Annotated in this window: 24 protein-coding genes and 1 pseudogene; 1 reads left to right on the plus strand and 24 read right to left on the minus strand. The window is 44.6% G+C overall.

Annotated features, from left to right (window positions below; translation table 11 throughout):
* Positions 1–200: 200 nt before the first annotated feature.
* The 4 genes from topA to sucC all read right to left on the minus strand — a co-directional run bounded on the left by topA (position 201) and on the right by sucC (position 5,580).
* Positions 201–2,273, minus strand: a complete 2,073-nt coding sequence (gene topA / locus HUG20_RS10415; protein WP_200084476.1) for a type I DNA topoisomerase — start codon at positions 2,271–2,273, stop codon at positions 201–203.
* A 234-nt stretch (positions 2,274–2,507) separates the two neighbouring features.
* Positions 2,508–3,362, minus strand: a complete 855-nt coding sequence (gene dprA, locus HUG20_RS10420; RefSeq protein ID WP_200084483.1) for a DNA-processing protein DprA — start codon at positions 3,360–3,362, stop codon at positions 2,508–2,510.
* Between the two features lie 124 nt (positions 3,363–3,486).
* Positions 3,487–4,401 (minus strand): succinate--CoA ligase subunit alpha, encoded by a 915-nt coding sequence (gene sucD / locus HUG20_RS10425; RefSeq protein WP_200084485.1) that lies wholly within the window; start codon positions 4,399–4,401, stop codon positions 3,487–3,489.
* An 18-nt stretch (positions 4,402–4,419) separates the two neighbouring features.
* Complete coding sequence (sucC, locus tag HUG20_RS10430; RefSeq protein WP_200084487.1) at positions 4,420–5,580, minus strand: ADP-forming succinate--CoA ligase subunit beta; 1,161 nt, start codon at positions 5,578–5,580, stop codon at positions 4,420–4,422.
* Positions 5,581–5,783: 203 nt separating this feature from the next.
* Here sucC and HUG20_RS10435 point away from each other — a divergent pair, with 203 nt between their 5' ends.
* Positions 5,784–6,689, plus strand: coding sequence for a nuclease-related domain-containing protein (locus tag HUG20_RS10435; RefSeq protein ID WP_200084489.1), 906 nt, complete (start codon positions 5,784–5,786; stop codon positions 6,687–6,689).
* 367 nt (positions 6,690–7,056) lie between these two features.
* Here HUG20_RS10435 and HUG20_RS10440 read toward each other — a convergent pair whose 3' ends face one another.
* The 20 genes and pseudogenes from HUG20_RS10440 to HUG20_RS10535 all read right to left on the minus strand — a co-directional run bounded on the left by HUG20_RS10440 (position 7,057) and on the right by HUG20_RS10535 (position 26,725).
* Positions 7,057–7,902 carry a 3-hydroxyacyl-CoA dehydrogenase NAD-binding domain-containing protein gene (locus tag HUG20_RS10440; protein ID WP_200084491.1) on the minus strand — a complete coding sequence of 282 codons (846 nt, stop codon included), beginning with the start codon at positions 7,900–7,902 and terminating at the stop codon, positions 7,057–7,059.
* 5 nt (positions 7,903–7,907) lie between these two features.
* A complete protein-coding gene (locus HUG20_RS10445) occupies positions 7,908–9,104 on the minus strand; it encodes a thiolase family protein (RefSeq protein ID WP_200084493.1) in 1,197 nt (398 codons plus the stop codon).
* Between the two features lie 15 nt (positions 9,105–9,119).
* Positions 9,120–9,932 (minus strand): enoyl-CoA hydratase/isomerase family protein, encoded by an 813-nt coding sequence (locus HUG20_RS10450; RefSeq protein ID WP_343073169.1) that lies wholly within the window; start codon positions 9,930–9,932, stop codon positions 9,120–9,122.
* Entirely contained in the window at positions 9,925–10,785 is an 861-nt protein-coding gene (locus HUG20_RS10455; RefSeq protein ID WP_200084495.1) for a 3-hydroxyacyl-CoA dehydrogenase family protein, read from the minus strand. Before HUG20_RS10455 ends, HUG20_RS10450 begins: the two co-directional genes overlap by 8 nt.
* The gene (locus HUG20_RS10460) at positions 10,785–12,395 is read right to left on the minus strand and encodes a long-chain-fatty-acid--CoA ligase (protein ID WP_200084514.1); all 1,611 of its coding nucleotides are present in this window, start codon (positions 12,393–12,395) and stop codon (positions 10,785–10,787) included. The genes HUG20_RS10455 and HUG20_RS10460 overlap by 1 nt, the downstream gene beginning before the upstream one ends.
* 4 nt (positions 12,396–12,399) lie before the next feature.
* A complete protein-coding gene (locus tag HUG20_RS10465; protein ID WP_200084522.1) occupies positions 12,400–13,548 on the minus strand; it encodes an acyl-CoA dehydrogenase family protein in 1,149 nt (382 codons plus the stop codon).
* 230 nt (positions 13,549–13,778) lie between these two features.
* Positions 13,779–13,925 carry a hypothetical protein gene (locus HUG20_RS10470; protein WP_200084524.1) on the minus strand — a complete coding sequence of 49 codons (147 nt, stop codon included), beginning with the start codon at positions 13,923–13,925 and terminating at the stop codon, positions 13,779–13,781.
* A 9-nt stretch (positions 13,926–13,934) separates the two neighbouring features.
* The gene (locus HUG20_RS10475; protein WP_200084526.1) at positions 13,935–14,156 is read right to left on the minus strand and encodes a hypothetical protein; all 222 of its coding nucleotides are present in this window, start codon (positions 14,154–14,156) and stop codon (positions 13,935–13,937) included.
* Positions 14,157–14,173: 17 nt separating this feature from the next.
* Positions 14,174–15,802 carry a sigma-54 interaction domain-containing protein gene (locus tag HUG20_RS10480; protein ID WP_200084534.1) on the minus strand — a complete coding sequence of 543 codons (1,629 nt, stop codon included), beginning with the start codon at positions 15,800–15,802 and terminating at the stop codon, positions 14,174–14,176.
* A gap of 221 nt (positions 15,803–16,023) precedes the next feature.
* A complete protein-coding gene (locus HUG20_RS10485; protein ID WP_200084536.1) occupies positions 16,024–17,997 on the minus strand; it encodes a TRAP transporter permease in 1,974 nt (657 codons plus the stop codon).
* A 17-nt stretch (positions 17,998–18,014) separates the two neighbouring features.
* Entirely contained in the window at positions 18,015–19,034 is a 1,020-nt protein-coding gene (locus tag HUG20_RS10490) for a TAXI family TRAP transporter solute-binding subunit (RefSeq protein ID WP_200084538.1), read from the minus strand.
* Positions 19,035–19,422: 388 nt separating this feature from the next.
* Positions 19,423–19,569 (minus strand): annotated as a pseudogene (locus HUG20_RS19800) (SDR family NAD(P)-dependent oxidoreductase); the annotation flags it as partial.
* Positions 19,535–20,749, minus strand: coding sequence for a thiamine pyrophosphate-binding protein (locus HUG20_RS10500; RefSeq protein WP_200084541.1), 1,215 nt, complete (start codon positions 20,747–20,749; stop codon positions 19,535–19,537). The pseudogene HUG20_RS19800 and the gene HUG20_RS10500, both read right to left, overlap by 35 nt.
* Entirely contained in the window at positions 20,686–21,207 is a 522-nt protein-coding gene (locus tag HUG20_RS10505; RefSeq protein ID WP_200084543.1) for a thiamine pyrophosphate-binding protein, read from the minus strand. The genes HUG20_RS10500 and HUG20_RS10505 overlap by 64 nt, the downstream gene beginning before the upstream one ends.
* 57 nt (positions 21,208–21,264) lie before the next feature.
* Positions 21,265–21,816 carry a 3-hydroxyacyl-CoA dehydrogenase family protein gene (locus HUG20_RS10510; RefSeq protein ID WP_246476378.1) on the minus strand — a complete coding sequence of 184 codons (552 nt, stop codon included), beginning with the start codon at positions 21,814–21,816 and terminating at the stop codon, positions 21,265–21,267.
* Between the two features lie 140 nt (positions 21,817–21,956).
* Positions 21,957–22,112 (minus strand): hypothetical protein, encoded by a 156-nt coding sequence (locus HUG20_RS10515; protein ID WP_200084547.1) that lies wholly within the window; start codon positions 22,110–22,112, stop codon positions 21,957–21,959.
* A gap of 17 nt (positions 22,113–22,129) precedes the next feature.
* A complete protein-coding gene (locus tag HUG20_RS10520) occupies positions 22,130–23,515 on the minus strand; it encodes a sigma-54 interaction domain-containing protein (protein WP_200084551.1) in 1,386 nt (461 codons plus the stop codon).
* 134 nt (positions 23,516–23,649) lie between these two features.
* Positions 23,650–25,143 carry a tripartite tricarboxylate transporter permease gene (locus HUG20_RS10525; protein WP_246476379.1) on the minus strand — a complete coding sequence of 498 codons (1,494 nt, stop codon included), beginning with the start codon at positions 25,141–25,143 and terminating at the stop codon, positions 23,650–23,652.
* Positions 25,144–25,160: 17 nt separating this feature from the next.
* Positions 25,161–25,637: a tripartite tricarboxylate transporter TctB family protein gene (locus tag HUG20_RS10530; RefSeq protein WP_200084553.1), complete on the minus strand. Its 477-nt coding sequence runs from the start codon at positions 25,635–25,637 to the stop codon at positions 25,161–25,163.
* 107 nt (positions 25,638–25,744) lie between these two features.
* Entirely contained in the window at positions 25,745–26,725 is a 981-nt protein-coding gene (locus HUG20_RS10535) for a tripartite tricarboxylate transporter substrate binding protein (protein WP_200084556.1), read from the minus strand.
* Positions 26,726–26,774 lie beyond the last annotated feature (49 nt).

Consider the following 26,774-nt stretch of genomic DNA (forward strand, 5'->3'; position numbering starts at 1 on the left):
TGTTAAGCATTTAAAGCTTAACATATTGCATCGTGTAAAAGCAAGATTTTATTCATAAAATTCTGATATGGGTTTGCAATACAACGTGCCCTATTAACTGTCACTGGAACACCCATCATCAGCATATGGAAAACCCCTGCTGATGACAAGGGGTTTTCCTTTCTATAAAGAGAATTGTCACTAAATCGTACACAATTATCCTAATTGGGCTCTTCGCGGTAATCGCAATTCGAACACTGTACCCGCACTGTTTTTTTGGCTTTTTTCTCGACGAGTAGGCTCTGGCACTTCGGGCACGGCCGCGCAATCGGCTTATCCCAAGACACGAACTCACACGCCGGATATCGATCGCATCCGTAAAATGTCCGTTGTTTTTTGCTTTTTCGTTCCACGACGTTCCCTTCTTTACACCGCGGACATTTTACACCGATCGGTTTTAGAATGGCCTTTGTGTTCCTGCAATCGGGAAAATTGGAGCAAGCCATAAACCTTCCATACCTTCCCATTTTGTAAACCATGGGATGCCCGCATTTTTCGCAATCTTCCCCTACCGGTTCGTCTTTGATCTCGACTTCTTCCATTTCCCGATCGGCAACTTTTAACCGTTTCTCAAATCCTTGGTAGAAGGTGTCGATGATCTCGATCCAGTTTTCTTTTCCTTCCTCAACGTCGTCAAGATCCGATTCCATCTGGGCAGTAAACTTCACGTTTAAGATTTCGGGGAAAAACTCGACGATAAGATCAAGGACAATCTCTCCAAGCTCCGTCGGTACGAAACGACGGTCCTGCAATGAGACATACCCGCGTCGCTGAATGGTGTCCAGCGTTGGCGCAAACGTGGAAGGCCGGCCGATTCCCAGTTCTTCCATCGTGCGCACGAGTCGTGCTTCCGTGTATCTGGGCGGCGGTTGCGTAAAATGTTGCGTCGGTTCCAGCGATTCTTTTTTGGCCGTGTGCCCTTCTTCGAGCGCGGGAAGAAGTTTGCTTTCTTCTTTTTTGCGATCGTCGCTTCCTTCCACATAAACTTTCATGAATCCTTGAAATTTTATTTTAGATCCCGTTGCCCGAAAGATCATTCCGCCATTTTCCAAATCTGCCGTCATTGTATCCATGATCGCAGGTGCCATGCGACTCGCTACCATACGTTCCCAAATTAGACGATAGAGTCTTAACTGATCCCGACTCAAATAGTCTTTGACTGATTTGGGCTCACGGGAGACAGTCGTTGGACGGATGGCTTCGTGGGCGTCTTGGGTGTTCTCTCCCTGTTTCTTTGGCTTGCGGTCGCCGCCTACATATTGCTTTCCATATTTATCTTGAACATAGGTCTGCGCTTCTTCTTTTGCCGTTTCGGAAATTCGTGTGGAATCGGTACGCATATACGTAATTAAACCTACAGTTCCTTCTTTTCCCAGCTCTATTCCTTCGTACAATTGCTGGGCAACCATCATCGTCTTTTTTGCACGGAAATTAAGCTTTCGGGCCGCTTCCTGCTGAAGCGAAGAGGTGATGAAAGGCTGTACCGGATTGCGACGCCGTTCTTTTTTCTGCACGGAAGCAATCGTAAAATCGTTCCCTGTTATTTTTCCAAGGACTTCGTCCACATCTTCTTTTTTCTTCAGAGCCTCTTTTTTGTTTCCTTTTCCGTAAAATTGGGCTTCAAATGTTTCTTTTCCATACGTAAATGTTCCTTTTATATTCCAGTACTCTTCAGGTTCAAACTGTTGAATTTCTCTCTCCCGATCATTGATCATCTTTACGGCGATCGATTGTACACGTCCTGCGCTTAAGCCTTTTTTCACTTTTTTCCAAAGCAACGGACTGATGTTGTAACCAACGAGCCGATCTAAAATTCGGCGTGCCTGTTGGGCATCAACGAGATCGGTATTAATGGTGCGTGGGTTTTTGAATGCTTCCTGAATCGCGGGCTTTGTGATTTCATTAAACACAACCCGGCAAGGCGTATCTTCATCAATCCCCAAGCTGAATGCCAAATGCCAGGCAATCGCTTCCCCTTCACGGTCGGGGTCCGCAGCAAGGTAAACTTTTTTTGCTTTTTTCGCTGCTTGTTTCAATTCCTGTAAAACCGGGCCTTTCCCGCGAATCGTAATGTATTTCGGGTTATATTTCTGCTCCACATCCACACCCATTTGTGATTTCGGTAAATCACGCACGTGTCCCATCGATGCTTTCACCGTATATTTTTTCCCTAAATACTTTCCTATCGTTTTTGCTTTAGCGGGAGATTCAACGATTACAAGGTAATCTGCCATCTCTAGAGTTTCCTCCCCCCAGATAAGGTTGCTCAAAAGCCTGTGCCGTGTATCACTCTGCCCGCTTCATTTGTTGTTGCTGTCTGTAGCGAAGGCTTCATGGCTATATTGCAGGGCGTTTTGAACATGTTCGAATTTTAATGTAAAACCTTCCTCATTATTAAACAACAATTTCATGTTTGTCAAACAAAGTTTTTTGGAAAGGGGAAGAATTTTTCGAATTCAGAGGGGGGATTAAAGATCCGAGGAACGCAGGACAATCGCTGCCCCTTGTTCAATCAAACGGTTAGTGCCTATGGATGTTTTGCTGTAAATCGGTCCGGGAAGCGCACAAACATCGCGCCCTTGCTCCAACGCTTGATCAACGGTAATCAGTGTACCTGAGCGTTCGCCGGCTTCCACGACGAATAAGCGGTCACTGAGAGCGCTGATAATGCGATTACGTTCCGGGAAATGCCACTTCTGCGGGCGACGGTCCGGGGGATATTCGGAGAGGATTAAATGGTCATTCGCCAATGTTTCTGCAAGCGACTTGTTCTCGCGGGGATAAATGTGAAAAAAGCCTCCGGCAATCACAGCGATCGTCATACCGTTTGCGAGAATTGCACGCTTATGGGCGACGGTGTCAATGCCTCTGGCCAAGCCGCTTACGATGACACGGCCAGATTGAATGACCGGGGGGAGCAATTCCTCTGTGGCTCGCACACCATAATTGCTCGGTTGGCGCGTGCCAATAACAGCCAACGTTTCTTTGTTGCATAGAGAGATATCTCCTTTACAATAGATCACCCAAGGCGGGTCGGGCATTTGTTCCAGACGCAACGGATAGGAAGGATCGTCTCTCGTGATCGGCATGATTCCGGCCGCTTTCAATTCTTTTTCCAGTTCAACAACGGAGGTGCTTTTCCAATAGGAATGCCAGTTGCGAGCCGACGTCGAGCGACAGCCGGTAAGGCTAATTAATGTGTCGGTGGAATGCTCGGCATATCGTTCTAATGAGGGGTCGTCTGCATGCAAGCGGCGCAGTGCGCGCCAGCTCATGCCGGGGGCGAGATGGGCGTGGAGCAATCGTTGTCGGTACGAGGACATAGCGTCTCCTTTCCAATAAGGATATAGATCATGTGTTCGTGTACAATTATAGCACATATGAAAAAGAAGTCAAGCAAAAAAAAGACACCTGTCACACTTTTCATGACAGGTGCCTTCCGGAGAATTAATTGCGCGGTTCATGCGTTAAACATGCATCATACAAGTTGTTTTCTTTCAACGTTTCAATCATCGTTTCTCCGATGATCGCCGGGGTTTCAGCAATGGAAATGCCGTTATCGGCCATTGTCTTTTTCTTTTCATCCGCAGTGCCTTTGCCGCCGGAAATAATCGCGCCCGCGTGACCCATACGTTTTCCCGGAGGCGCAGTGGCGCCGCCGATAAAGCCGACGACCGGTTTGTTCATGTTCGCTTGCACCCATTCGGCTGCTTCTTCTTCTGCCGTACCGCCGATTTCTCCGATCATCACGACCGCTTTTGTATCGTCATCCTCATTGAATAGTTTCAACGTATCGATGAAATCGGTCCCGTTCACCGGATCGCCGCCAATGCCGACAGCCGTGGACTGTCCGACGCCGGCCGCGGATAATTGATCCACCGCTTCATACGTGAGCGTCCCGGAGCGGGAAACGACACCAACGTGCCCTTTTTGATGAATATAGCCGGGCATAATACCAATTTTACATTCATCCGGCGTGATGACACCCGGGCAATTCGGTCCTATTAAACGGGTCTTTTTCCCTTCCATGTAACGCTTTACTTTCAACATGTCGATCACGGGAATTCCTTCCGTGATACAAATGACGGCATCAAGCTCGGCATCCACCGCTTCAAAGATGGCATCTGCCGCAAGTCCCGGTGGAACGTAAATAACGGAAGCAGTGGCTCCTGTGGCATCTACAGCTTCTGAAACGGTGTTGAATACCGGGACACCTTCAATTTCGGTGCCGCCTTTTTTCGGCGTAACGCCACCGACAATTTGAGTCCCGTATTCGATCGCTTGTTTTGTATGAAAGAGGCCGGTGGAACCGGTAATCCCTTGAACTATCACTTTCGTATCTTTATTAATTAAGATACTCATAGTAGCGTGCCCGCCTTTCTATTTTACTAAGTCTACGATTTTCTCGGCACCATCTGCCATAGAATCTGCAGCGGTAATGTTTAAGCCTGATTCTTCGAGTATTTTCTTGCCTTCACCAACGTTTGTGCCTTCCAAACGGACAACGAGCGGCATCGTTAGGCCGATTTCTTTTGTTGCCGTCACAACACCTTCCGCGATGACATCACACTTCATGATTCCGCCGAAAATATTGACGTAGATGCCTTTGACTTGTTCATCTTCGAGGATGATTTTAAAAGCAGCGGTCACTTTCTCTGCCGTTGCGCCGCCTCCCACGTCAAGGAAGTTCGCCGGTTCGCCGCCATTATGCTTAATAATATCCATCGTCGACATGGCAAGACCTGCGCCGTTGACCATACAACCGATATTTCCGTCCAAAGCAATGTAACTAAGGTCGTACTTGGATGCTTCGATTTCTTTCGGATCCTCTTCATCGAGGTCACGAAGTTCCTGGATATCGTTTTGGCGATAAAGGGCGTTGTCGTCGAAGTTTAGTTTCGCATCAAGCGCCAAAACGTCGCCGTCTTTTGTCGTAACGAGCGGATTGATCTCCGCAACGGAGCAATCTTTTTCCATAAACACGTCATAAAGCCCGCTCATAAACTTAACCGCTTTTCCGAGGGAATCATTTGGAATGTTCATGTTAAATGCGAGTCGACGCGCTTGGAAACCTTGCAAGCCAATCGCCGGATCGATAAACTCTTTGAAGATTTTTTCAGGTGTTTCGGCCGCCACCTCTTCGATTTCGGTGCCGCCTTCTTCAGAGCCCATCAAGACGACGCGGGAAGTGCTACGGTCCAATACCAAGCCGATGTAATACTCTTGGTCAATGTCGCAGCCCTCTTCAACGAGCAATCGTTTTACTTCTTTACCTTCAGGGCCTGTCTGATGAGTGACGAGTGTTTTGCCGAGAATTTCTTCGGCATATGTACGCACTTCATCCTCATTCTTCGCTATTTTTACACCGCCGGCATTGCCACGGCCGCCGGCATGAATTTGCGCCTTCACGACGCGCACGTCCGTTTTTAATGAACGGGCTTTTTCGACGGCTTCTTCCACAGAGAAAGCCTCATACCCCGTCGGCACAGCGACGCCGTACTGTCTGAGGAGATCTTTGCTCTGGTACTCATGAATATTCATGTTCTGTCCATCCTTCCTATGAGTACTTATCAATTCGATCATGCGATAAAGGAGCGATGAATATCACCTGTCCAATACCTTTACACACATTTTTTATGATACCAGTCTTTTGGAAAAGAATAAAGGGAAAGATTCGAGTATATTCTTGTTTTTCCTGATTGTTTCTCGTATGATTAAAATAATGAGCCGAAAGGAGATGAGTAATGAATCGTAAGGAACGACAAGAACCCCTTGAATTAAAATATTTCAGATTTTTGGAAGGACGAATGCATCTCTCCCCGGAAGAAAAACGACAATACACCAATGCTCAAAAAGGTTTTGAAGGTGAGATAACATTTGACCGTTGGATCGAGCAAAATCTATCGACCGATCACCTTTTAATAAAAGGCTTGTTGCTCGAACATAAAGGGGAATTATTTCAAATTGATACCCTTCTTATTTTTTCTTGGCAAATCTATCTCTTTAATGTAAAAAATCACGCCGGTGATTATTATATTAATGGAGAAAAATGGCACTTCATGTCAGGCGCTGAAATCAAGAGCCCCCTCCTTCAGTTGCAGCGGAGTGACTTTCTCCTTCGTCAATTGCTGCGAAAACTTGGCACAACCACTCCTATCGAGCCCTCCCTTGTTTTTATCCACCCTGAATTCATTTTGTATAATGCTCCTCCACAGTTTCCTATCATTTTTTCCAGCCAACTCAATCGATTTAAGAAAAAACTGAACAGCAAACCTTCGAAAATAGAGCGAAAACATGAAATACTTGTCGAACGATTGGTTTCATTGCACTTGGATCATTCACCGCATACTCGGTGGCCGGACTACGACTATCAAACGTTGAAAAAGGGTGTCATTTGTGTCACATGCGGGACATTCATGAGTGAAAAAGAGCGAAAATGGATATGTTCCTCGTGCGGAAACCAAGAGTCAAACGAAGCCGCGATTATGCGCAATGTCGAGGCATTTACATTTCTATTTCCAAACGCAAAAATTACAACCAACACGATTTACGAATGGTGTGGGGTTAAAGGTTCAGCAAGCAAAGTCAAACGGGTCCTATCGAAAAATTTTAGACGTTTTAGTCATGGGAAAGGTTCATACTATGGCTAGAAGGATTCGGTTAGAACACTTTTTCAGACGGTGCACCGCAATTCGCGTTCCAATGAGCCCGGTTGGAACACTTTTTACAACAGGTCTACCCGATTCACCTCCCAACGCACTCGGCTGGAGCACTTTTTGGGGCGTTACACCTCGATTCACCCTCCAACGGACCTGGTTGGAACACTTTTTCAGACGGTGCACCGCAATTCGCGTTCCAACGAGATCAGTTGGATACCCATTATCGAGTTCTCCCGCGGCTCAGACGCCCCACTCACCCATCCAACGCCTGAACCAAACTCACGATTAGCTCATGATACTTGCCCTTCACCTGCATTAATCCCGTGTACGTTTTATGCTCATTTTTTAGCGCAAGCGCCTAGCGGTATTTATAAAACCCTTCCCCGGATTTCCGGCCCAATTTTCCGGCTTTCACATACTTGATGAGGAGCGGACAAGGCCGGTATTTTTCGCCAAGTGTTTCATACAAATAATTCATGTTCCGAAGGCGGCTATCAAGACCGACGAGGTCTGCCAGTTCCAACGGGCCCATTGGGTGATTCAAGCCCAGTTTAAGCGCTTTGTCGATATCTTCGGCTGAAGCGACGCCTTCCATGTACATGTTCATCGCCTCGTTTCCGATCAGGCAGTTCATACGGCTCGTCACAAATCCCGGAAATTCATTGACTTCCACCGTTTCCTTGTTCATTTTTTCCCCGAGATCCTGCACAATCCGCACCGTTTCTTCCGAAGTATCCAACCCCTTGATCATCTCAATCAGCTTCATTTTATGAACCGGATTGAAAAAATGCATGGCAACCACTTTCTCCGGGCGATTCGTCGCCGCGCCGATCTCGGTCGGGCTGAGCGTGGATGTATTTGTCGCCAAAACGGTATGGTCCGGGCAATGCTCATCAAGCTGCCGGAAAATCTTCACCTTTAACGGGATTTCTTCCAACACTGCTTCAATGACGACATCTGCCTCGCGCACAGCTTCTCGCAGATCATTTTCATAATCTATTTGTTGCTTCGCCGCTTCCGCCTGACCGCCATCAATAAAGCCTTTATCCGTGCTTTTTTGCAATAATTCCTCAATCGATGCCCTTCCCTGCTCAAGATTGGATTCATCGACATCATGAAGTTTCACCCGGAAGCCACTCAAAGCAGCGGTATAAGCGATGCCCCTGCCCATCGTCCCGGCTCCCACGACACTAATTTGTTGCAACACACTCACCTCTTATTCCTTTCCAGCATTAAAGCCATGCCTTGGCCGCCGCCGACACATAAGGTCGCGACGCCGAACCGTTCATTTTTTCGTTTCATTTCGTAAAGGAGCGATGTCGTAATCCGCGCGCCTGTGGCGCCAAGCGGGTGCCCCAACGCGATGGCGCCGCCGTTTCGATTGACATCCTTCTCCGGAATGCCAAGTTCACGGATGACCGCCAATGACTGGGAGGCAAACGCTTCATTCAGTTCCCATGCCTCGATGTCTTCTTTTTGCTTCCCTGTTCTATCCAAAAGCTCTTCCACTGCCGGCACGGGACCGATGCCCATCACTTCCGGGTCGACGCCTACAGCCGTCCAGTCTACAATCGTCGCCATCGGCGTTACCCCGAGCGTCTCTGCCTTTTCTTTCGTCATCAAGACGAGGGCGGATGCGCCGTCATTGCGCCCGCAAGCGTTCCCTGCCGTCACCGAGCCATCCGCTTTAAATGCCGGTTTCAAAGACGCAAGCTTCTCCGGGGAAGTCTCCCGCGGGTGCTCATCGGCGGAAAACGGAAACGAACGCTTCCGTTCCTTCACTTCCACAGGTACAATTTCTTCTGCAAACGTCTCGTTTTCAAGCGCGCGCTGCGCCCTCTCTTGGCTTTCAAATGCAAAAGCGTCTTGGTCTTCACGACTAATTTCATAGCGCTCCGCCACATTTTCCGCGGTCGCCCCCATGCCAAGTTTGTCCCCATAAATGTCCATCGGCTGTTGTCCGGCTTCCAGATTGGAGTCCACAAGCTTCTGTATCCCTTCGCCATAACGGGTGTTACGCAGATACATGGGCGCCTGGCTCATGTTTTCCGTCCCGCCGGCAACGACGACATCCGCCTGCCCGAACAAAATTTGTTGGACACCGGACCCAATCGCCTGCATGCTGGAAGCGCATAGGCGATTGACGGTAAACGCCGGTTTGCTCTCCGGAATGCCCGCGCGCAAAGCGGCGACCCGGGCCACATTCGACGACGCTGTCGTTTGCCGGACTTCCCCAAGAATGACTTCATCTACATCTGCTTTTTCGATCCCTGCTCGAGACACCGCTTCTTGAATCACTATACTGCCAAGGTGGCCGCTATCGACATTCCTTAGCGAACCCCCCGCGCGTCCAACGGCGGTTCGCACAGCGCTTACGATCACAATCTCCTTATTTTCAACCTTCAAATGGTTTCACCCTTTCTATTTTCCTCGAAAATCAGCCTTTCTTTTCTCCAAAAAAGCACTCGTTCCTTCATATTTATCATCGGATTGGAAAGCGACTGCTTGCGCCAGTTTTTCCAATAATTGAGCGCTTTCAAGATTCGAATCCGCACCCCGGGTCACGACCATCTTCGCAAGCCGAACGGCGAGTGGCCCTTTCGCGGAGATATCAGCGGTGATCGCCCGCACGTTTTCCTCAAGCGCTTCCGGATCGGCCACATCATTCACAAGGCCAATTCGATGAGCCTCGTCGGCCTCGATCAATTTGCCGCGTAAAATCATTTCAACCGCTTTCCCTTTCCCGACGAGCCGGGTTAAACGCTGCGTGCCGCCGGCCCCCGGAATAATCCCTAAGTTCAATTCAGGCAGCCCGATTTTCGCTTTCGTGCTCGCCACCCGAATATCACAGGCCAATGCCAGCTCGCACCCGCCCCCGGCCGCAACTCCGTTGATCATGGCGATTGTTGGCTTTTCAAAGTCTGCCAGTTTGTCATACACCGCTTGCATGCCCGGCGAGAGTGCATCGAGCGCTTCCTTGTCCCGAAGCTGTTTGATATCCGCCCCAGCCGCGAATGCCTTCTCACCTGCTCCTGTGAAAATAACGCCGTCTACGTCAGCACGCCTGTCCACGTCATCGAGCACAGTTTCCATTTCTTCCAACACTTGTGCGTTCAATGCGTTGCGCACATCCGGCCGGTTGATCGTGATCGTCGCCCACCGGTTATCAACATTTAATTGAATCAATTCCAAATTCATTTTTGACGTTCCTTTCTTCATTTCACTTTCAAACATACGTATAAAACCCTTTGCCGGTTTTCCGTCCAAGCTCTCCGGCTTCATATTTTTTTCTTACCGCTTCTGCCGGTTTTTGGGATTCATCACCAGATTCTTCATAGCGCTGCATTCGCACATGATAATGCACGTCAATCCCGGTTAAATCGATGAGTTGAAAAGGCCCGATCGGATGATTAAGAGCCTTTGTACAGGCAAGATCGATTTCCTCATGGCTTGCGACGCCTCTTTCGTATAAATCCAAGGCTTCGTCCATCAAGCTTCCAAGCATGCGGTTTGCCACGAAACCGCTGATTTCCTTTTGTAGCAGAATCGGTGTTTTGTTTAAATTTCTTGCAAATTCCATTGCCGTTTCCGCTGTCTTATCTGATGTATGAGGTCCTTTCACAACTTCGATTAGTTCCATCACAAGTGCCGGATTGAAAAAGTGAAAATTGCACACCTGTTCAGGACGATCCGTTGCATCCGCAATCTTTGAACTTACAATCGTGGAACTGTTCGTCGCGAGGATCGCGTGCTTCGGCGCATATTGATCCATCTCTTGAAAGATATTCCTTTTCGTTTCAATATTCTCGGTGACTGCTTCGATGACAAAATCACAATCAGCAACAGCGCTTTCAATTTCTGGCATAAAAATGAGGCGCGCAAAACGATCCTCCAGGACTTGCTGAGATAATTTCCCTTTCTCTACTTTTCGTTTCAACCGTTTGCAAATCTCTTCCATACTGTTTCCGAAATTTTGCTCATTAATATCCTGGATGCGAACATCACAGCCGGCAAGGGCACATACAGCCGCAATTTGAGACCCCATCGCGCCTGCCCCGATAATCGCAACTTTGTTGACCGAACCCATTATTGATTTCTCTCCTTCTCCAGTTGATCTTTCGTTTCCCGGATAAGTTCCCGACGCAATATTTTCCCTACGCTCGTCTTGGGGATCGAGTCGCGAAATTCGATAATTTTTGGTACCTTATAACTCGCCATTCGTTTTTTGCACCAGGCTTTTAATTCTTCCTCAGTAAGCGTTTCTCTTTCTTTCAAAACGATAGAGGCTTTTAATGTTTCTCCGCGATAAGGGTCGGGAACACCATAAACTACGATCTCTCCAATGCTCGGATGCTCATACATGATGCCTTCAACCTCATTGGGATAAATATTGAAACCGCTGCCAATCACCATCTCTTTTTTCCGGCCGACAATATAAAAATACCCTTCGCTATCCATTTCAGCGATATCTCCGGTGGCGAACCAGCCATCTTGCAGGTGTTCATCTGTCTCTTCCTTGAGGCCCCAATATCCAAGCATGACTTGCGGACCTTTAATCCATAATTCACCGGGTTCCCCGACGGACAAGGCTTCTCCACTTTCAGTATCCACGATTTTGCATTCCGTACTCGGCAACGGCAGACCGATACTTCCCGTCTTCCGTTTTCCTTTGAACGGATTTCGATGGGTCGTCGGTGACGTTTCCGACAATCCGTAAGCCTCTGAAATCACCCCACCCGTCATCTCCTCAACATTTCGCATGACTTCGACAGGCAACGGGGCGCTGCCACTCGTCATTGCCTTTATGGAATCAAGGGAAATAGGATTGTCCTCCGCGTAGCGCAACAACCCAATGTACATCGTTGGAACAGCGGGAAAATACGTCGGCCGATAACGCTCAATAATGTCAACGCCCTCTTCTACCGTCCACTTTTTCATACAAATGATCGTCGCGGCAGCAAAAACGCCTTGATTGATGACACTCGACATTCCCAACACATGGTAAAAAGGAGCAGCCCCCAGAAAAATTTCCCCCGGTCGTTGTAGCGTATCCGATGTGAATGCAAACGTTTGATAAACATTCCCAACCAGATTGTAATGGGAAAGAACCGCCCCCTTAGGTGAACCGGTCGTTCCACCCGTAAATTGAATAAGCGCCGGATCGTTCCCGGGATCAATCACCGTTTCCGGGATCCTGCCAGAATTGCCTTGATCAAAGAGGTCATGTAAATCATATTCATTTTCGTCTAGTTGTGGGCGGCCATGATAGATGCCGAAAGTCGGCGACTTAATCGATTGCACTTTTTCTTTTTGTTTCGCTTCCCCGATGAAGATCAGCGGCTCTGTTTGCCGGAATATATGCTCCAGTTCCCCCACCTGATACATCGGGTTCACTTGGACGACGATACCGCCGAGACGCTGGATCGCAAAGTAACTCACAATATATTCCACACCGTTCGGCAGCATTAAAGCGACACGGTCCCCTTTTCGGAGCCCTAAATCGGAGAGAGAGGAGGCGAAGCGCCGGACCTCGTCCCTCAATTCTTCATAAGTGTAGCTTAGCTCACCATCGATGACCGCGAGAACGTCACCGTAATCTTCTGCTGTTCTTTCCAGAAAATCATATATGGAAAGGTTCGGAACCTCGATATCCGCCGGAGCATTTTCGGGATAATTTTCGAGCCATATACGTTCCATACCCTCACGAGCCTTTCAACATATTTTTAGAGATAATGAGTCTTTGAATCTCATTGGTGCCTTCATAGATTTTCGTGATTCTGGCATCACGATAAAAACGTTCGGCAGGGTACTCGGCCATGTAACCCATTCCACCATGGATTTGTACCGCCTTATCGGCAACCTTATTATAGGTCTCCGTTGCAAAAAGCTTGGCCATTGAGCTTTCTTTAATCGCTTTTTCGCCTTGGTCGATCAACCATGCTGCCCGGTAGGTCATCGTTTTGGCCGCTTCCGTTTCCGTTTCCATATCGGCGAGCATCCATTGGATCGCTTGCTGCTTGGAGATTGGTTTCCCAAATTGTTTCCTTTCTTCCGCATATTCCATGGAAAGGTCAATCAACTTTTTCGATGACCCAACGGAACGGGCAGCCAGTCCAACTCGCCCTTCCCCTAAAATGGTGAGCGCGGACACGTATCCCATCCCGACTTCACCGATGACATTTTCATCAGGGACTTCACAATTATCGAAGATAACTTGACTCGTATGGGAACCTTTGAGCCCCATTTTCTTATCCGGTTTACCGACCTTGATTCCCGGAAAATCCTTTTCGATCAGAAATGCCGTAATGCCGCCTTTTGCTCCCTTTTCTCTGTCGGTGAGAGCGAAGACGGTGAAAACATCGGCGATCGGCGCATTCGTGATGAAATGCTTAGTGCCGTTTACAAACCATTTATCTCCCTTTTTCTCCGCTGTCGTGCCAAGATTGGTCGCATCAGACCCTGCTCCCGGTTCGGAAAGGGCAAAACAACCAATCTTTCTTCCGGCTGCCATGTCAGGCAGATACTTTTGTTTGAGCTCTTCCGAAGCCAATCTAACGAGTCCGGTACTGCCGATGCCGGTATGGGCGCCAATAAGAGAAACATAGCCATTATGCGTACGTCCCAACTGCTCATACACAATGCACTTCCCGACGGTATCGAGGCCGATGCCTCCGTATTCTTCCGGAATACTTAAACCAAAAAGCCCTAGCTCCTTAGCCTTATCGATAAGATTCCCGGGAATCGCATCCTCTTCTTCAATTTGTTGCGCATATGGTTCCACTTCGTTTTCCACAAAGTTTTTTACCATCACGCGCATCTGTTCATTTTCTTCGCTGATATTAAAATTCATGAGGTTTTCCTCCTTTAAAGTTCTCATCATTATAAATGCAAAATCCATGCCATTTTTCATGAGCGTTTTAAGGAGGATTCACACACCCGGAAAATCATCTATGTATGATTTGATTTATAAATGTATTATGGGGAGAAAAAACCGGTTTCACTTCGAAACCGGTTTCAAAATTGTAAGTCACTTTTCGGATTTTTAAGGGTTCGATCACGATGGCCATAAATATTGGGTAATCATGTAAAAGCTCCAGGTTTAATCGATTCAAGCATTTCCTCCGTTGTGAACACATTTCCTGTGGCAATATCCTGATCTGCCCGTTCGATCATTTTTTGCAATTCCGGATTATTCTCGATCTCTGTTTGTATTTCATTTTTTTTCAATTGGATGAATCAAAAACTGTTTGCCTTTAATATCGATAATCGTGTCTTCATTGTATACATTAAGACAATTTGTTCACTTTCTTGAATCAGCCGTTCAAATTCAGGTGGGTTTTTCTCTTGTTTTAGAATCGCACGGGTGAAATATAGAATTTGCTCGCTTTCATCCTCTACACAAAAGAAAATTTCTAACAAAAAAAGAGTGCCATTCGATCGGCACTTCTTTTTTGTCACTGAATTTTTTTCTCTACCTACGTCAACTCATACTTCTTCAATTTCCTTACAATCGTCGCCTGGCTCGTTCCTAATGCGTCAGCGATTTTATACGTGTTTTCATAAAGTTTCAGGGCTTTTGCCAAAAGCGCTCTTTCCGAATGTTCCGTTGCTTCCTGCAGTGTCGTAATCTCTTGGGGTAACCCGTCATCTCCTGTTTCCTCCCTGATATCGACGGGAATATCGCTGATATCGATCATGTTGGTTGGAATCGTGACGACGAGCCGTTCCACCAAGTTGGCCAATTCTCTCACATTTCCATGCCAATCAAACTGATAGAAAAAGTTTAATGCCGATTCCGAAAACTGTTTATTTACGTCGTATTTTTCATTATAATGCTTGAGATAAAAATAGATGAGGGGCAAAATGTCTTCGCGCCGCTCCCGTAGCGGCGGAATGTGAATCGGGATGACATTAATGCGATAGTATAGGTCTTCCCGGAAGATGCCTTCTTTCACCATTTTCTTTAAATCCCGGTTGGTAGCGGCAATCACCCTAACGTTGATCCGCGTCGTGTGCGTGCTCCCAACCCTTCTAATTTCGCCTTCCTGTAACACGCGCAATAGCTTGACTTGCAATTCGAGGGGAAGTTCGCCGACTTCATCGAGAAATAACGTACCATGGTTCGCAAGTTCGAACATCCCCGCTTTTCCCGCTTTCTGCGCACCTGAAAAAGCCCCCGCTTCATAACCGAATAACTCCGATTCCAAAAGTGTCGGCGGGATCGCACCGCAATTGATTTTTATAAATTCTCCTTGTTCCGAGCGTAGACTATGCTCATGCACATTTTTAGCGAAAACATCTTTCCCGACACCGGTTTCCCCGAGAACAAGGATGGTGGCATCGATATTTGCCACACGTTCCCCCGTGAAAAAAATGTTTTTCATTTCCGTACTTTCACAAACGACCTCCTTTGTTACCTGTGGATTCGCCTGCATTTTATTGAGTTCGGCCTTATAAAAAGAGTTCAGTTCTTTCACTTTTTGATTTTCATCGCGAAGCTGCTTTAAGTCCGTCAAGTCCCGAATGTTGGTGATGACCTTTTCCACTTCGCCATCTTCATTAAATATGGGACTCCCGGTAAGCATCACTTCAATATCTCCTTGACCCCGCTGATAAGCCGTCATGGGTTTCTTTTCTTCTACCACTTTAAAAGTTACCGATTCTTCCAGTATGCCTCGTTGAACGAGCTGATTTACATTTTTTCCAATATAATAATCTCGCGGGATTTTCGTAATCCGTTCAATGGCCGGATTAGTTTTCAACGTAGTTCCTTCAGCATCAGTAATGTAAATCGCATCATAAGCGCTTTCCAACAAACTATTTAATTCCCTTTCCATCTCTTCATACTTCTTGGCCGCACTTTTATCGTGGGGATAGAAAAGATAAAAAAAATAATTGTTTATATGGGAGTGCTCATATTTTTCCACAAGATAATCCTTACCATTAACATTGCATGCAAAATGATGTTCGTCTTCCGCTATGCAACGATGAAAATCCTCACTTGCCCGCTCATTGCTCGCGATCACTTCTCCACGATCGTTTACAAGGAGCATAGGGAAAGGGAGATAGGACCATTCACTGGATAATAACGCTTTTGTTGTCATCAGAAACACTCCCTCAAGAAGAATGGATTTTTCTTTCAGCCATTATACCAGAATGTGACCTCATCTTCCCAACCCGTTTTTCCCGGAAAAGGCCATCAACTGCGCCCAAAGCCCGGTTGAAAGTCTATTAGGACTGGCAATCTCATTTTTACTAGCAAAGGATCCTTAAAATAACATGCGCCCAAAACCGAGATTTGAGCGCATAAGAATTTCAAGTTGCTTTAGTACTCAGTAGAAATCCCCGCTGTTGTATTTTTATCCTTGCTTCTCCATTGATAGACAAAAATAATCAGCAGCAACGCGAGACCGATAACGTCTGTCCATAAATGGTCAGCCACCAACAAAACAGCCGCTACCAATAAAGATATTCGCTCCCAAACCTCCGTTATTTTCAGCATACACCCTTCGATAAAACCGGCAAAGGCCACAAGACCCATGAGAGCAGTTATAATACCGAAAATAATCGAAGGGACACTTCCATCCAAAGACAGCGATGGATTATAGACGAGCATGTACGGCAAGATAAAACCGGCCATCCCGACCCGAAGGGAATAGACAGCGGTACGCAACGGATTGCTGCCGGCAATTCCGGCTGTAATATAAGAGGTAATCGCCACCGGTGGTGTAATTCCGGAAAAAATACCGAAATAGAAAACGAAGAAATGGGCGACGAGAACGGGTACACCCAATTGCGTAAGCGCACCTGCGGCAACGGTTGCGAGAATGACATAAGCCGAAACCGTCGGCATGCCCATACCGAGAATAATGGAAGCAACCATGATCAGCAAAAGCAACGGCAACAGTTGCCCGCCTGACATTTCCACCGCGAATCTGGAAAAACTCATGCCAAGTCCTGTCATAATCACAGATCCGGCGATAATGCCCGCCCCTGCACAGGCCATCACCGTCGGAACGGCATTTCGGATGCCTTTTTCCAAAGCGGCAAGGATAGCCATCACATTCATACGGCTCTCTTTTTTAAATAGACTCAATATAAAAACGGACAGCAACGCCCACATTCCGGCTCTCATCGGGCTATAGCCAATGACCATCAAAAAGATAATAATCACTAACGGCAAGATAAGGTATCCTTTGCCCGCGACGAGCTTCCAAAAATTTGGGAGCTGATATCCCGGGATGCCCTCCAACCCTAAGCGGCGAGCTTGAAAATAGATGACCACTCCGACGACGGTAAAAAACAGAATAGCCGGGAGAAGGGCATAGGCGGCTACTTCAATGTAAGGAATACCGGTGTATTCCGCCATAACAAACGCGGCCGCGCCCATGATCGGCGGCATAATCTGTCCACCTTGAGAAGCAACCGCTTCCACAGCACCGGAAAACGTTTTGGTATAACCTACCCTCTTCATCAACGGAATTGTAAACGGTCCGGTCATGGATGCGTTCGCCGCCCCATTTCCACTCACCGTCGCTAGCAAACCGCTTGATAACACCGACGCTAGCGCGGGACCGCCGCGAATACGTCCGGTTAATGCAAATGCAAATTCAATAAAAAATTGCCCAACCCCTGTCCTCATCATAAAGGCAGCAAAAATCAGAAACAAAATAAGGACAGTGGAAGCCACATAAATGGGATCACTGAAAATCCCGTTCGTCGTCGTGTAAAGGGCATCAGTCATGCGGCCATAACTAAATCCTTGATGCCCCAATAGACCCGGGAACAAAGGCCCTATAAATATATAGGCCCAAAAAAACAATGCCAATATTGCCATCGCGTGCCCAATCGTCCGTCGTACTCCTTCTATAACAAGGAAAATCATAACCGTCGCCACGATTTGGTCAATAAGGGTAGTAGCCCCTTGGCGAAGGGCAATATCCGGATAGGAAAAAAACGCATGTCCGAGCAGTGCAATCGATAAGATGAGCGGCACTCCATCGAACAATAAATGTCCGGGTTCTTTGCCTTTGCGATACGAAAACGTACTAAAACACAGAATTAAAAAGATGGTTGTAAACACAGCGCGGTGCTGCCAAGCCGGCAAGCCCCCGGCTGCCGCGTAGTAGATCACATAAACCGCGAGGGTGATCGCAATGATGGCAATCATAAATTGCCGTAAACGCTTCCATGTTGTCCAGCCATCCGGGTTATACAGAGATTTCTCAATGGAAGAGTTCATTCTTTCTTCTTCGATGGTTAAGTCAATTTTTTCATTTCCGTTAGCGCTTTTCTCCATTGCGTTCTCCCCCCTTCCTAGTCAGTCGCACCGACTTCTTCATAATATCGTAATGCGCCAGGATGAATATTTTCTTCGGGATCGTCAATTTCACCGTAGGCAAATTCCGGATCAAACCATTCGCCTCGCGTCGGTTGCTCCTCTTCAACACGATCAACATTTTCCCAAATCGCCTTTGTAAGCTCATACACAACGTCATCATCCATATCCTCGTGTACAATCATCATCGCCCATGTCACAACGGTCGGAATATCTTCCGGTTGAGCGCTATAGCTGTTAGCGGGAATCTCCAAGTCAGTGGTGTATCCATAATCTTGCTCCTCCAACTCGTCCAACACTTCCTCCGGGATAGACAAAAGTTCCACGGACTGGGTGGCATCAATTTCAGTCAGACCCGGAACGTAAGGACCGCCGCCTTGAATCGTGAGATCAATAATCCCATCCCTCATCTGATTGGCAGCATCGCCGTAACCTCCATAATCTACAGAAACACCTGCTTCTTCCAAATCTTCTTCGTCATACCCCATGGCTTCAAAGATTCGATGAAAGGTTTGCACGCTCGCGTCGCCCGGATTGCCGGGAATCACATCTGCGCCATATTCAACCACATCTTCCAGGGATTCATATGGGCTGTCCTCCAATACCGCGATGTTCCAAAAGGTAGGATAAAATGCGCCGAGCGCCTTCACATTCTCCTGGGGTTCCCCTTCAAATCCTCCTTCTCCGTTAATCCCATCAACAAAGTCAGATACAAACGCAAATCCGGTTTGCACGTCAACCCCTGTATTCACCTCACGAATGTTGCCAATCGCAGCGCCTTCAACAACGGTCACATCGGCTTCTTCCAGTTCATCCAGCCAAATGTCGGAAAATAAGGTGGATAGCGGATACCAACCCGAATCTGTCGGTCCGGAAATATGGGCATGCTGCCACTCATCATCCTCTGCTTCGCTATTGCAGGCGGTTAACAAGCCTGCTGTTAGTAAGAACGATCCACTTAACAAACAGCATTTCTTCGCTTTTTTATTTATTCTCACTCTTTTCCCTCCTGTATTTCTTAGATGTTGCCTCATTCTTTTAATGCAATAATGATGCCAAAAAAATAATCGGCAAAAAAGGCATCAAATTAAAGGGCTTTCATTTTACTTGCTCTTTTAATCATTCATTCTTGTATGGATCATGCAAAACTGCATGAAAAAAATAAAAGCTTCCGCAGAAGCTGTTATGCGGCTTCCCGGAAGCTTTACCTGGATAAGTTCCTAGAGTACTTATCAGCCGAAAACATCAATATATCAGCCAAACAAGCAATTTATCAGCCATGACACTAATCGCGTCAGCAATATCGATTTCCGTTAACGGCTTATCAATTCCCCCGCTTCACGAGCGGTTACATTGGTTTAGTAATACGCTGCCTGTCCCCCATTTTTTGTATACGTCCGCGATTTCCTCCAACCGTTCCTTTCTTCGCGCAGCCAAAACAATTTTGACTCCTTTTTCAGCAAGAGCAATGGCGGTCGCTTCCCCAATGCCACTGCTTCTATTTAAGAAACACTTTAACCGTGGAGTCAACAGTCACATCAAGAAGCATCGGTTTGTTTGCAGAAAACGCCTGTTGTAAAGCTGTCGTCAATTCCTCTTCATTTTCCACTTTTACTGCATCCACACCAAATCCCTTGGCAACACTGACAAAATCAATAGATGGTCCTGTTAAGTCCATTCCGGGAAAAAAGTTCTTTTTTGCTGCTTCCCCATCCATGTTTACTAAACCACCTTTTAGAATCATGTAACTGGCATTATTAATAACAAAGAAAACAACAGGGAGCCGATGTTTAGCAGCATTCCATATGGCCTGAATATAGTATAGGCTGGATCCGTCCCCTATGATATTCACGACTCTTTGATCCGGGCGCCCTAATTGCGCCCCTAAGGAGGCGGGCATTCCGTAACCTAAACCACCACCCTTCAGTCCAATAAAACTTTTGGGCTTTTCCAATTGCAAATAGTCGTGGACATATTGCCCGGAAGTGACCGATTCATCGACGATTAGTGCATTTTCGGGCAGATGTTGATTCAGTTCATGGATAACCTGAGCCGGTGTCAGGATGTCGTTTTCCTGCGATTCCTCCAACTGTCTCTGTAAGTCTTCAGTCCTTTGCCTATGTTTTGCCAACGTTCTTTTTCTCGTAATGTCAAATGTCCGAACGTTCTCATTTGAGGCATGTTGTTTCGTTTCATCAACGATTTCTTTCAAAACTTCATGGGGGTGTCCGAGAATAGGAATATCCACATGCATATTTTTACCGATTTGCCATTCGGAGTTGTCAATAGCAATTCGTTTCGTCCCTTTCTCGACAAGTGGTTCATCAAAGTAAAGTAATGGTGCCTGACTGATGACACCGGCAAAAATCACCAAATCAGCTTCTGACAGGACTTTTTTTATAAAAGAACCGTTCGGTAAGCATCGCCCTCCAAAATGTTGATGAGTGTAAGGGAAGTTCAACTCAGCACTTTGATGTTCTACATAGACTTGAGCCCCCGTTAATTCTGATAATGCCACTAAGCTTGATATAGAATTCGTGCTCCCGATTCGATCGCCTGCTAAAATAACAGGGTTGGACGCTTCAAGAATGCTTTTCGTCGCTGCTTTGATCGCCTCGCGATCGCCACGAATATTAGTTGATATATCTGTTAAAGGCAGGGTCTCTGCGTCCGATTCCTTCCACATGATATCGGAAGGGAAAGATAAAAACACCGGCCCCTTGGTTCCGTCATTGCAACTTTAAAAGCACGCTGCACAACGATCGGCAATTCTTCAATGCTTTTGACTTCCCAACTCCATTTTGTGTAATTTTCAATCATCGGGACCATTTCTCCCCATAAAGCCGGTTCTTGAGCAGCCAACCGTGTGTCCTGTTGGCCGGCAGTCACAATCAATGGCACGGATGCGCGAAAAGCATCATAAACATTTCCTAATCCGTGCGCTAACCCCGGAGCTGCATGTAAATTTAATACGCCGGGCTTCCCTGTCGCTTGAGCATAACCTGCAGCCATCCCCACACAGATATCTTCTTGAAGAGATACAATGAATTCAATATCCGGATAATTCACTAAACCATCCATTAAAGGTAACTCTGTCGTCCCCGGGTTGCCAAACAAGTACTCTACCCCATACTCCCGGAATGCTTCTAAAACTAAATCTCTTCCTAGCAAACTATCATCCTTCCTTTCAGATCGAGAAAAAATAACATAAATATAAATGTCCTTTTATTAAGTATTAAATATCGGAAAATCTAATATTTCTGCTGAGTAGTTGAAAAAACCTACATTTGATTTAACACCAACATAGCCGGCATTCACCATATTTTTTAATAGTGGACAAGGTAAATATTTATTGTTTCCCGTCTCCTCATAAAGATGATGTAATATTTTTAGTGTATTGTCCAATCCTATTTTATCAGCTAACTTTAATGGACCTATTGCCATCCCCATTCCTAATTCCATTTCATCATCTATGTTTTTCGGTGTGCCAATTCCTTCATTTAAAAGATGAATAGACTCATTGATTAATGTAAATACTAATCTATTTATCATAAAACCAGGTGAGTCTTTTAAAATGATTACCTCTTTATCCATTTTTTTTAAAATATTTTGCGCATCCATCAACGTTTTCTGTGATGTATGAATCCCTTTGATTAGTTCCACAATCTTTATACTTTCGAAATACCCAATAAATTGAAGTCCTACAACCTTTTTGGGATCTTCTGTCAGAGAAGCGATGTAATTCACGGAGTTAATTTTACTTGTAGTAAAAAATATCATCGCTTTTGATGACACCTCTTTGAAAATTTGTTTTACTAAACTAGAATCTTCTTCAAAATCTGCTAAACAATCAATAACAATTGAGTTTTTTAGGCTATCTATATTTAGTTCAGCTATATATTTTATTTTACTCTCAAAATTTAAATATCCCCTAATTCCTTATTAAGCTCTTCTTTTAAATCCATTAATAATGAATCGTCTTTTTCAAAAACAGATATAAATTCGGCGTTTGACATAAAAGCTTTTTTTATTATACCGATCGCATATTTATTTGAACCAAGTACGATCACTCTCATTTCGACCACCGCCTACATCATAGCTCAATATTGTATTTTTTTATTTTTTTATAAAACGTTCTCCGACTTATACCCAAATCTTCCATAGCTTTTGTCCGGTTGTACTTTGATGCCTTTAAAGCCTTGATGATTCTTAGTTCTTCATTATCATTCGAATCATATTCATGAATGTAATCGATTTCAAAAATTTGTTCAGGTAGATGCTTCGTTTGTATGATGGGCTCATCACAGAGAATAATCCCATGTTCGATAAAATTAGCAAGTTGGCGAACATTTCCCGGCCAATCATAGTGTTTTAACCTTTGAACTACTTCACTAGAAAGAATCAGTTTTTTATTATATAGGTTTGTAAATTGAGAAGTGAAATGCTTCGCAATTAATTCAATATCTAAAGGCCTTTCTCTTAAAGCCGGGATGCGAATTTGTACGACATTCAAGCGATAATACAAGTCTTCACGAAATTGTTTGTTTTCTATCATCGCTTCAAGATTCTGATTCGTTGCTGCTATAATTCGAATGTCGACATTTATCGTTTGTAGGCCACCTACACGTTCAAATTCTTTTTCCTGTAGTACCCTTAATAATTTCGCCTGCACCTGTATTGGCATGTCCCCGATTTCATCTAGAAAAACCGTTCCGCCATTTGCCTGTTCAAACTTTCCAATTTTCCCACCTTTTTTAGCCCCGGTAAATGCCCCTTCTTCATAACCAAATAGCTCTGATTCTAATAATGATTCCGGAATAGCGGAACAATTAATTTTTACAAAAGCGTTGTTTTGTCTATCGCTGGATTTATGAATCGCATTTGCAAACACTTCTTTCCCAACACCGCTCTCCCCACTCAATAAAATGGATGCGCCTGATAGGGCGACTGCAGACGCTTTTTGGAGACTCTTCTTAAAAAGAGGATCGCTACCGATAATATTTTTAAAAGGGTCTTTTAATTCGTCTTTATTTTTTTTCAGCTTTTTTTTCTTTTTGATTTCGTTTAACTTAGTGAGAGCATTATAATAATCAATGACTTCTCCCATTTTTTTAAAAACAGTGACACCACCTATTATTTTATTACCTTTATATAATGGTGTTGAGTCGACAACCACCTCAGCTTGTAGTGAATCTAAATAAATGGGTTCTTGTAAAATAGCTTTACCGGTTTTTAAGACTGTTAATATTCTGGCGTCATGTTCTACATCTTTCATTTTTTTACCTATCACACGATCCACAGGGACATTTAAGATACGGGTATAGGAAGGATTGGCATACACAATCACCCCTTGTTCATTTACAACAACGATGCCGTCATGAATGGATGACAAAACTTGCGCTAAAGGAAAATCATGTATCGATTCAGGCTCAAATTTTTCGCTGCCTAAGAATTCTTGCAACGTTTCATTATTGAACATCTTTATTCATCCCTCCAAATAACAACATAGTTTTGCCAAATAGTTTAACATAATATAATGGTTCAACTAAGGATATGGCCTCTTTTAATCAAACAAATCGATTAGAATTTAGTTCCTACGTAAAGTAAGATCAACTATAGACTACGGTTCGCCGTCTTATTTTTTCTATATTTAGCTACAAAAGGCATTATTACGGATAATAGAATTAAGATTATAAGGAATAAGGATATCGGCCTAACAAAGAAGATGGCCAAACTCCCTCCAGATAACATCAAAGATTGACGTAATCCCTCTTCAGCTATTGGCCCTAATATTAATGCAATGAGCATAGGAGCAAGTGGATATTGCAATTTACTCAATAAATAGCCGAGCACCCCAAAAAATATAGTTATACCTACTGTATATATCTGGTTTTCAAATGCATACCCTCCCATTAAACAAAGTGATAATACGATGGGAAATAAAATTGAAGACGGTATCGTAGCCACTTTTGCAAACCAACGGATCGCTAATTTTCCTTCTATTAACATAACAATATTAGCAACTATAAAACCTAATATTACTGTATATGCAACATCCCCGCTTTCCTGAAATAGCTGTGGACCTGGATTCAAGCCTTGAACTAAAAAGGCGCCTAATAGCACGGCAGCTACAACACTGCCTGGTATACCTAAAGTCATTGTTGGAATTAAAGTTGCACCGGTTACACCATTGTTCCCTGCCTCAGAAGCAGCAACACCCTCCATGCTCCCTTTCCCAAATTTCTTAGGCTCTTTTGATTTCTTTTTTGCTTGACCGTAAGAAATAAATGAAGAAATTTCAGCCCCAAGTCCTGGAATTGAACCAACAATCGAGCCTATTACACTTGATCTAAAAATCGTTCTGCGATATGGCTTTAATTCACGTATTTTCACTTTTCTTTGATTTTCTGATCCAGATCTCACTGATATTCTTTTTGATTTTTTTTCTACTTGTAAAAGAACTTCTGAAATGGCGAAAAGGCCAATAAGAACTGGCACAATTTCTATTCCGCCTAATAAAAACTCTGCACCGAATATAAATCTCTCTGAACCTGTCATTGGGTCCACCCCAACAGTGGCAATTAGCATACCTAAAATCGCCATTACCATACCCTTACTTATGGAATCTCCACTTACACTAGCGATTACTGTCATACCAAAGAGTGCTAATGTTAAGAACTCAGGTGGACCAAACATTAATGCGAGCTCAGCAATTAGTGGTGAAAATAACAGTAGGGTAAATCCACTAAATAAACCGCCTGCAACTGAAGCGTATAACGATACACTTAGAGCCTGACTAGCTTTACCTTGTTGCGCCAAAGCATAACCATCAGCAGTTGTAGCTGCCGATGCAGGTGACCCCGGGGTCTTAAGCAATATTGCGGTAATTGACCCTGCATATATACCTCCACAGTATATGGCAACTAAAAAAAGCACCCCTGTGCCTGGGTCCATAGCAAAAGTAAATGGAAGCATAAGAGCAACTGCCAAGGTAACACTTAACCCCGGTAAGGCACCAACGGCAATTCCTAATGCCATACCAAAAATAATAATTATGAGATTTCCTAACTGAAATACATTGAAAAGACCCTCTAAAAAACCGTCCAATTAGCTCACTCCCTTTTCTAGAACAACATTCCATCTGGGAACCTAACATTTAGAAATTCTGAAAACAGTAGATAAGATAATATAGGAAATATAATGGAGACAGGGATAATTTGATACCAAACTCTATTTCCAAAAACTAGCATCGTGCTTGCAACAAGAATGATTGTTGTAGAAATAAAACCTAGAAATTGAATGGTAATTAACCAAAATACAGAGATAAATATTACTAATATTATTCGATAATATTTATTAGACTGCTGCTTGCTCTCTTTTTCTACATCATAAGATTTAGATTTTTTTTCTTTTAAACTTATGATTAATGTAAACGCACTACAAATAATTAATGCTAATGATAAAATGTATGGGAAAAACCTTGCATTTATAGCTTCATTTCCTGTAATTGGAATTTGTTGAGGTATCCATGTTGTCAATAGTAAAATCCCCAATATTAAGAAGATCATGGGAGGTAAAGAATTTTCTACCTTCCTAGACATTACTTTTCCCCCTAAATAAATAATGTAAGTTTAGCCGTAATAAATTTGGCGTGACGGAGCTATCCTAACCACGCCAAATCTATGTAACGACCCAAATGTTGTTATGCTTAATCCATTGCTTGGTATACTTCTTCAAAAAATTCGGCATCCTCCGCTACTGCCTCCGCAAACTCATCAGGGGATAAATACGATGGAGTGTAATCCTGTTCTTCCAACTGCTCGATTAATTCAGGATCCTCAAAAGCTTGTTCAAAAATGTCTACAAGCACATTTAGTTCTGGTTCAGGTATGCCTTCTGGAGCAACCAATCCATAAATCAAGTCTGTATTAAATCCGTATTCCTCTTGAGTAGAAATTACCTCTTCTTCTAAATAATCTATCCCGTCTGCCGAGGCATCAGCTAACACTTCTAAGTTTCCACTTTCTACATCAGACATAACTTCCTCTATCGGGTTAACAAACCCGCCTACGTGTCCTCCCTGTAAAGCTGATATTGCAGGCCCAGCACCTTCAAAAGGTACAACTTCATTTTCTAGATTCAATTGATCATTAAATGCTTCTGCAGCTAAGTGTGTAGTATTTCCAGCAGCTGAAGCAGCAAAAGAAAATTCCCCTGGGTTTTCTTCCGTGTATTCTAACCATTCGTCGAAATCATCGAAAGGGGCTTCGGATGAAACTAAAAATGCTGCTTGCCCATGTATAGTACCTGCGATTGGCTCAAAACTATCTAGATCAAAAGACGTGTCGTTCACAAACGGCTGAACACCAATTGTCCCAGTAGTTGCTGCTCCTATCGTATAACCATCATTAGGTGCAGTGGCTATGTCAGATGTGCCAACAATGCCAGGGGTGTTTACGACCGCTATTGATTGATCATTTGGAACATATTTTTCTGCAACACTTGCGATAAGTCGCACTGAGATGTCATTACTACCGCCTGGAGCGTATGGCACAATAATCTCTATATCATCTTGAGGAAAATCAGTTTCTAAATCATCACTATCACTTTCTCCCGAAGATTGGTCATTACATGCTGCTAATATTGATATCGCAAAAACCAACAATATTTTCAAAGGTACAAATTTCATTTATTTTCACTCCTTCTCTTATTATTATTTTATTACAATAATGTAGTCA

It is taken from the genome of Salicibibacter cibi, from assembly GCF_016495865.1.
In the GTDB taxonomy this organism is placed as follows: Bacteria; Bacillota; Bacilli; order Bacillales; family Marinococcaceae; genus Salicibibacter; species Salicibibacter cibi.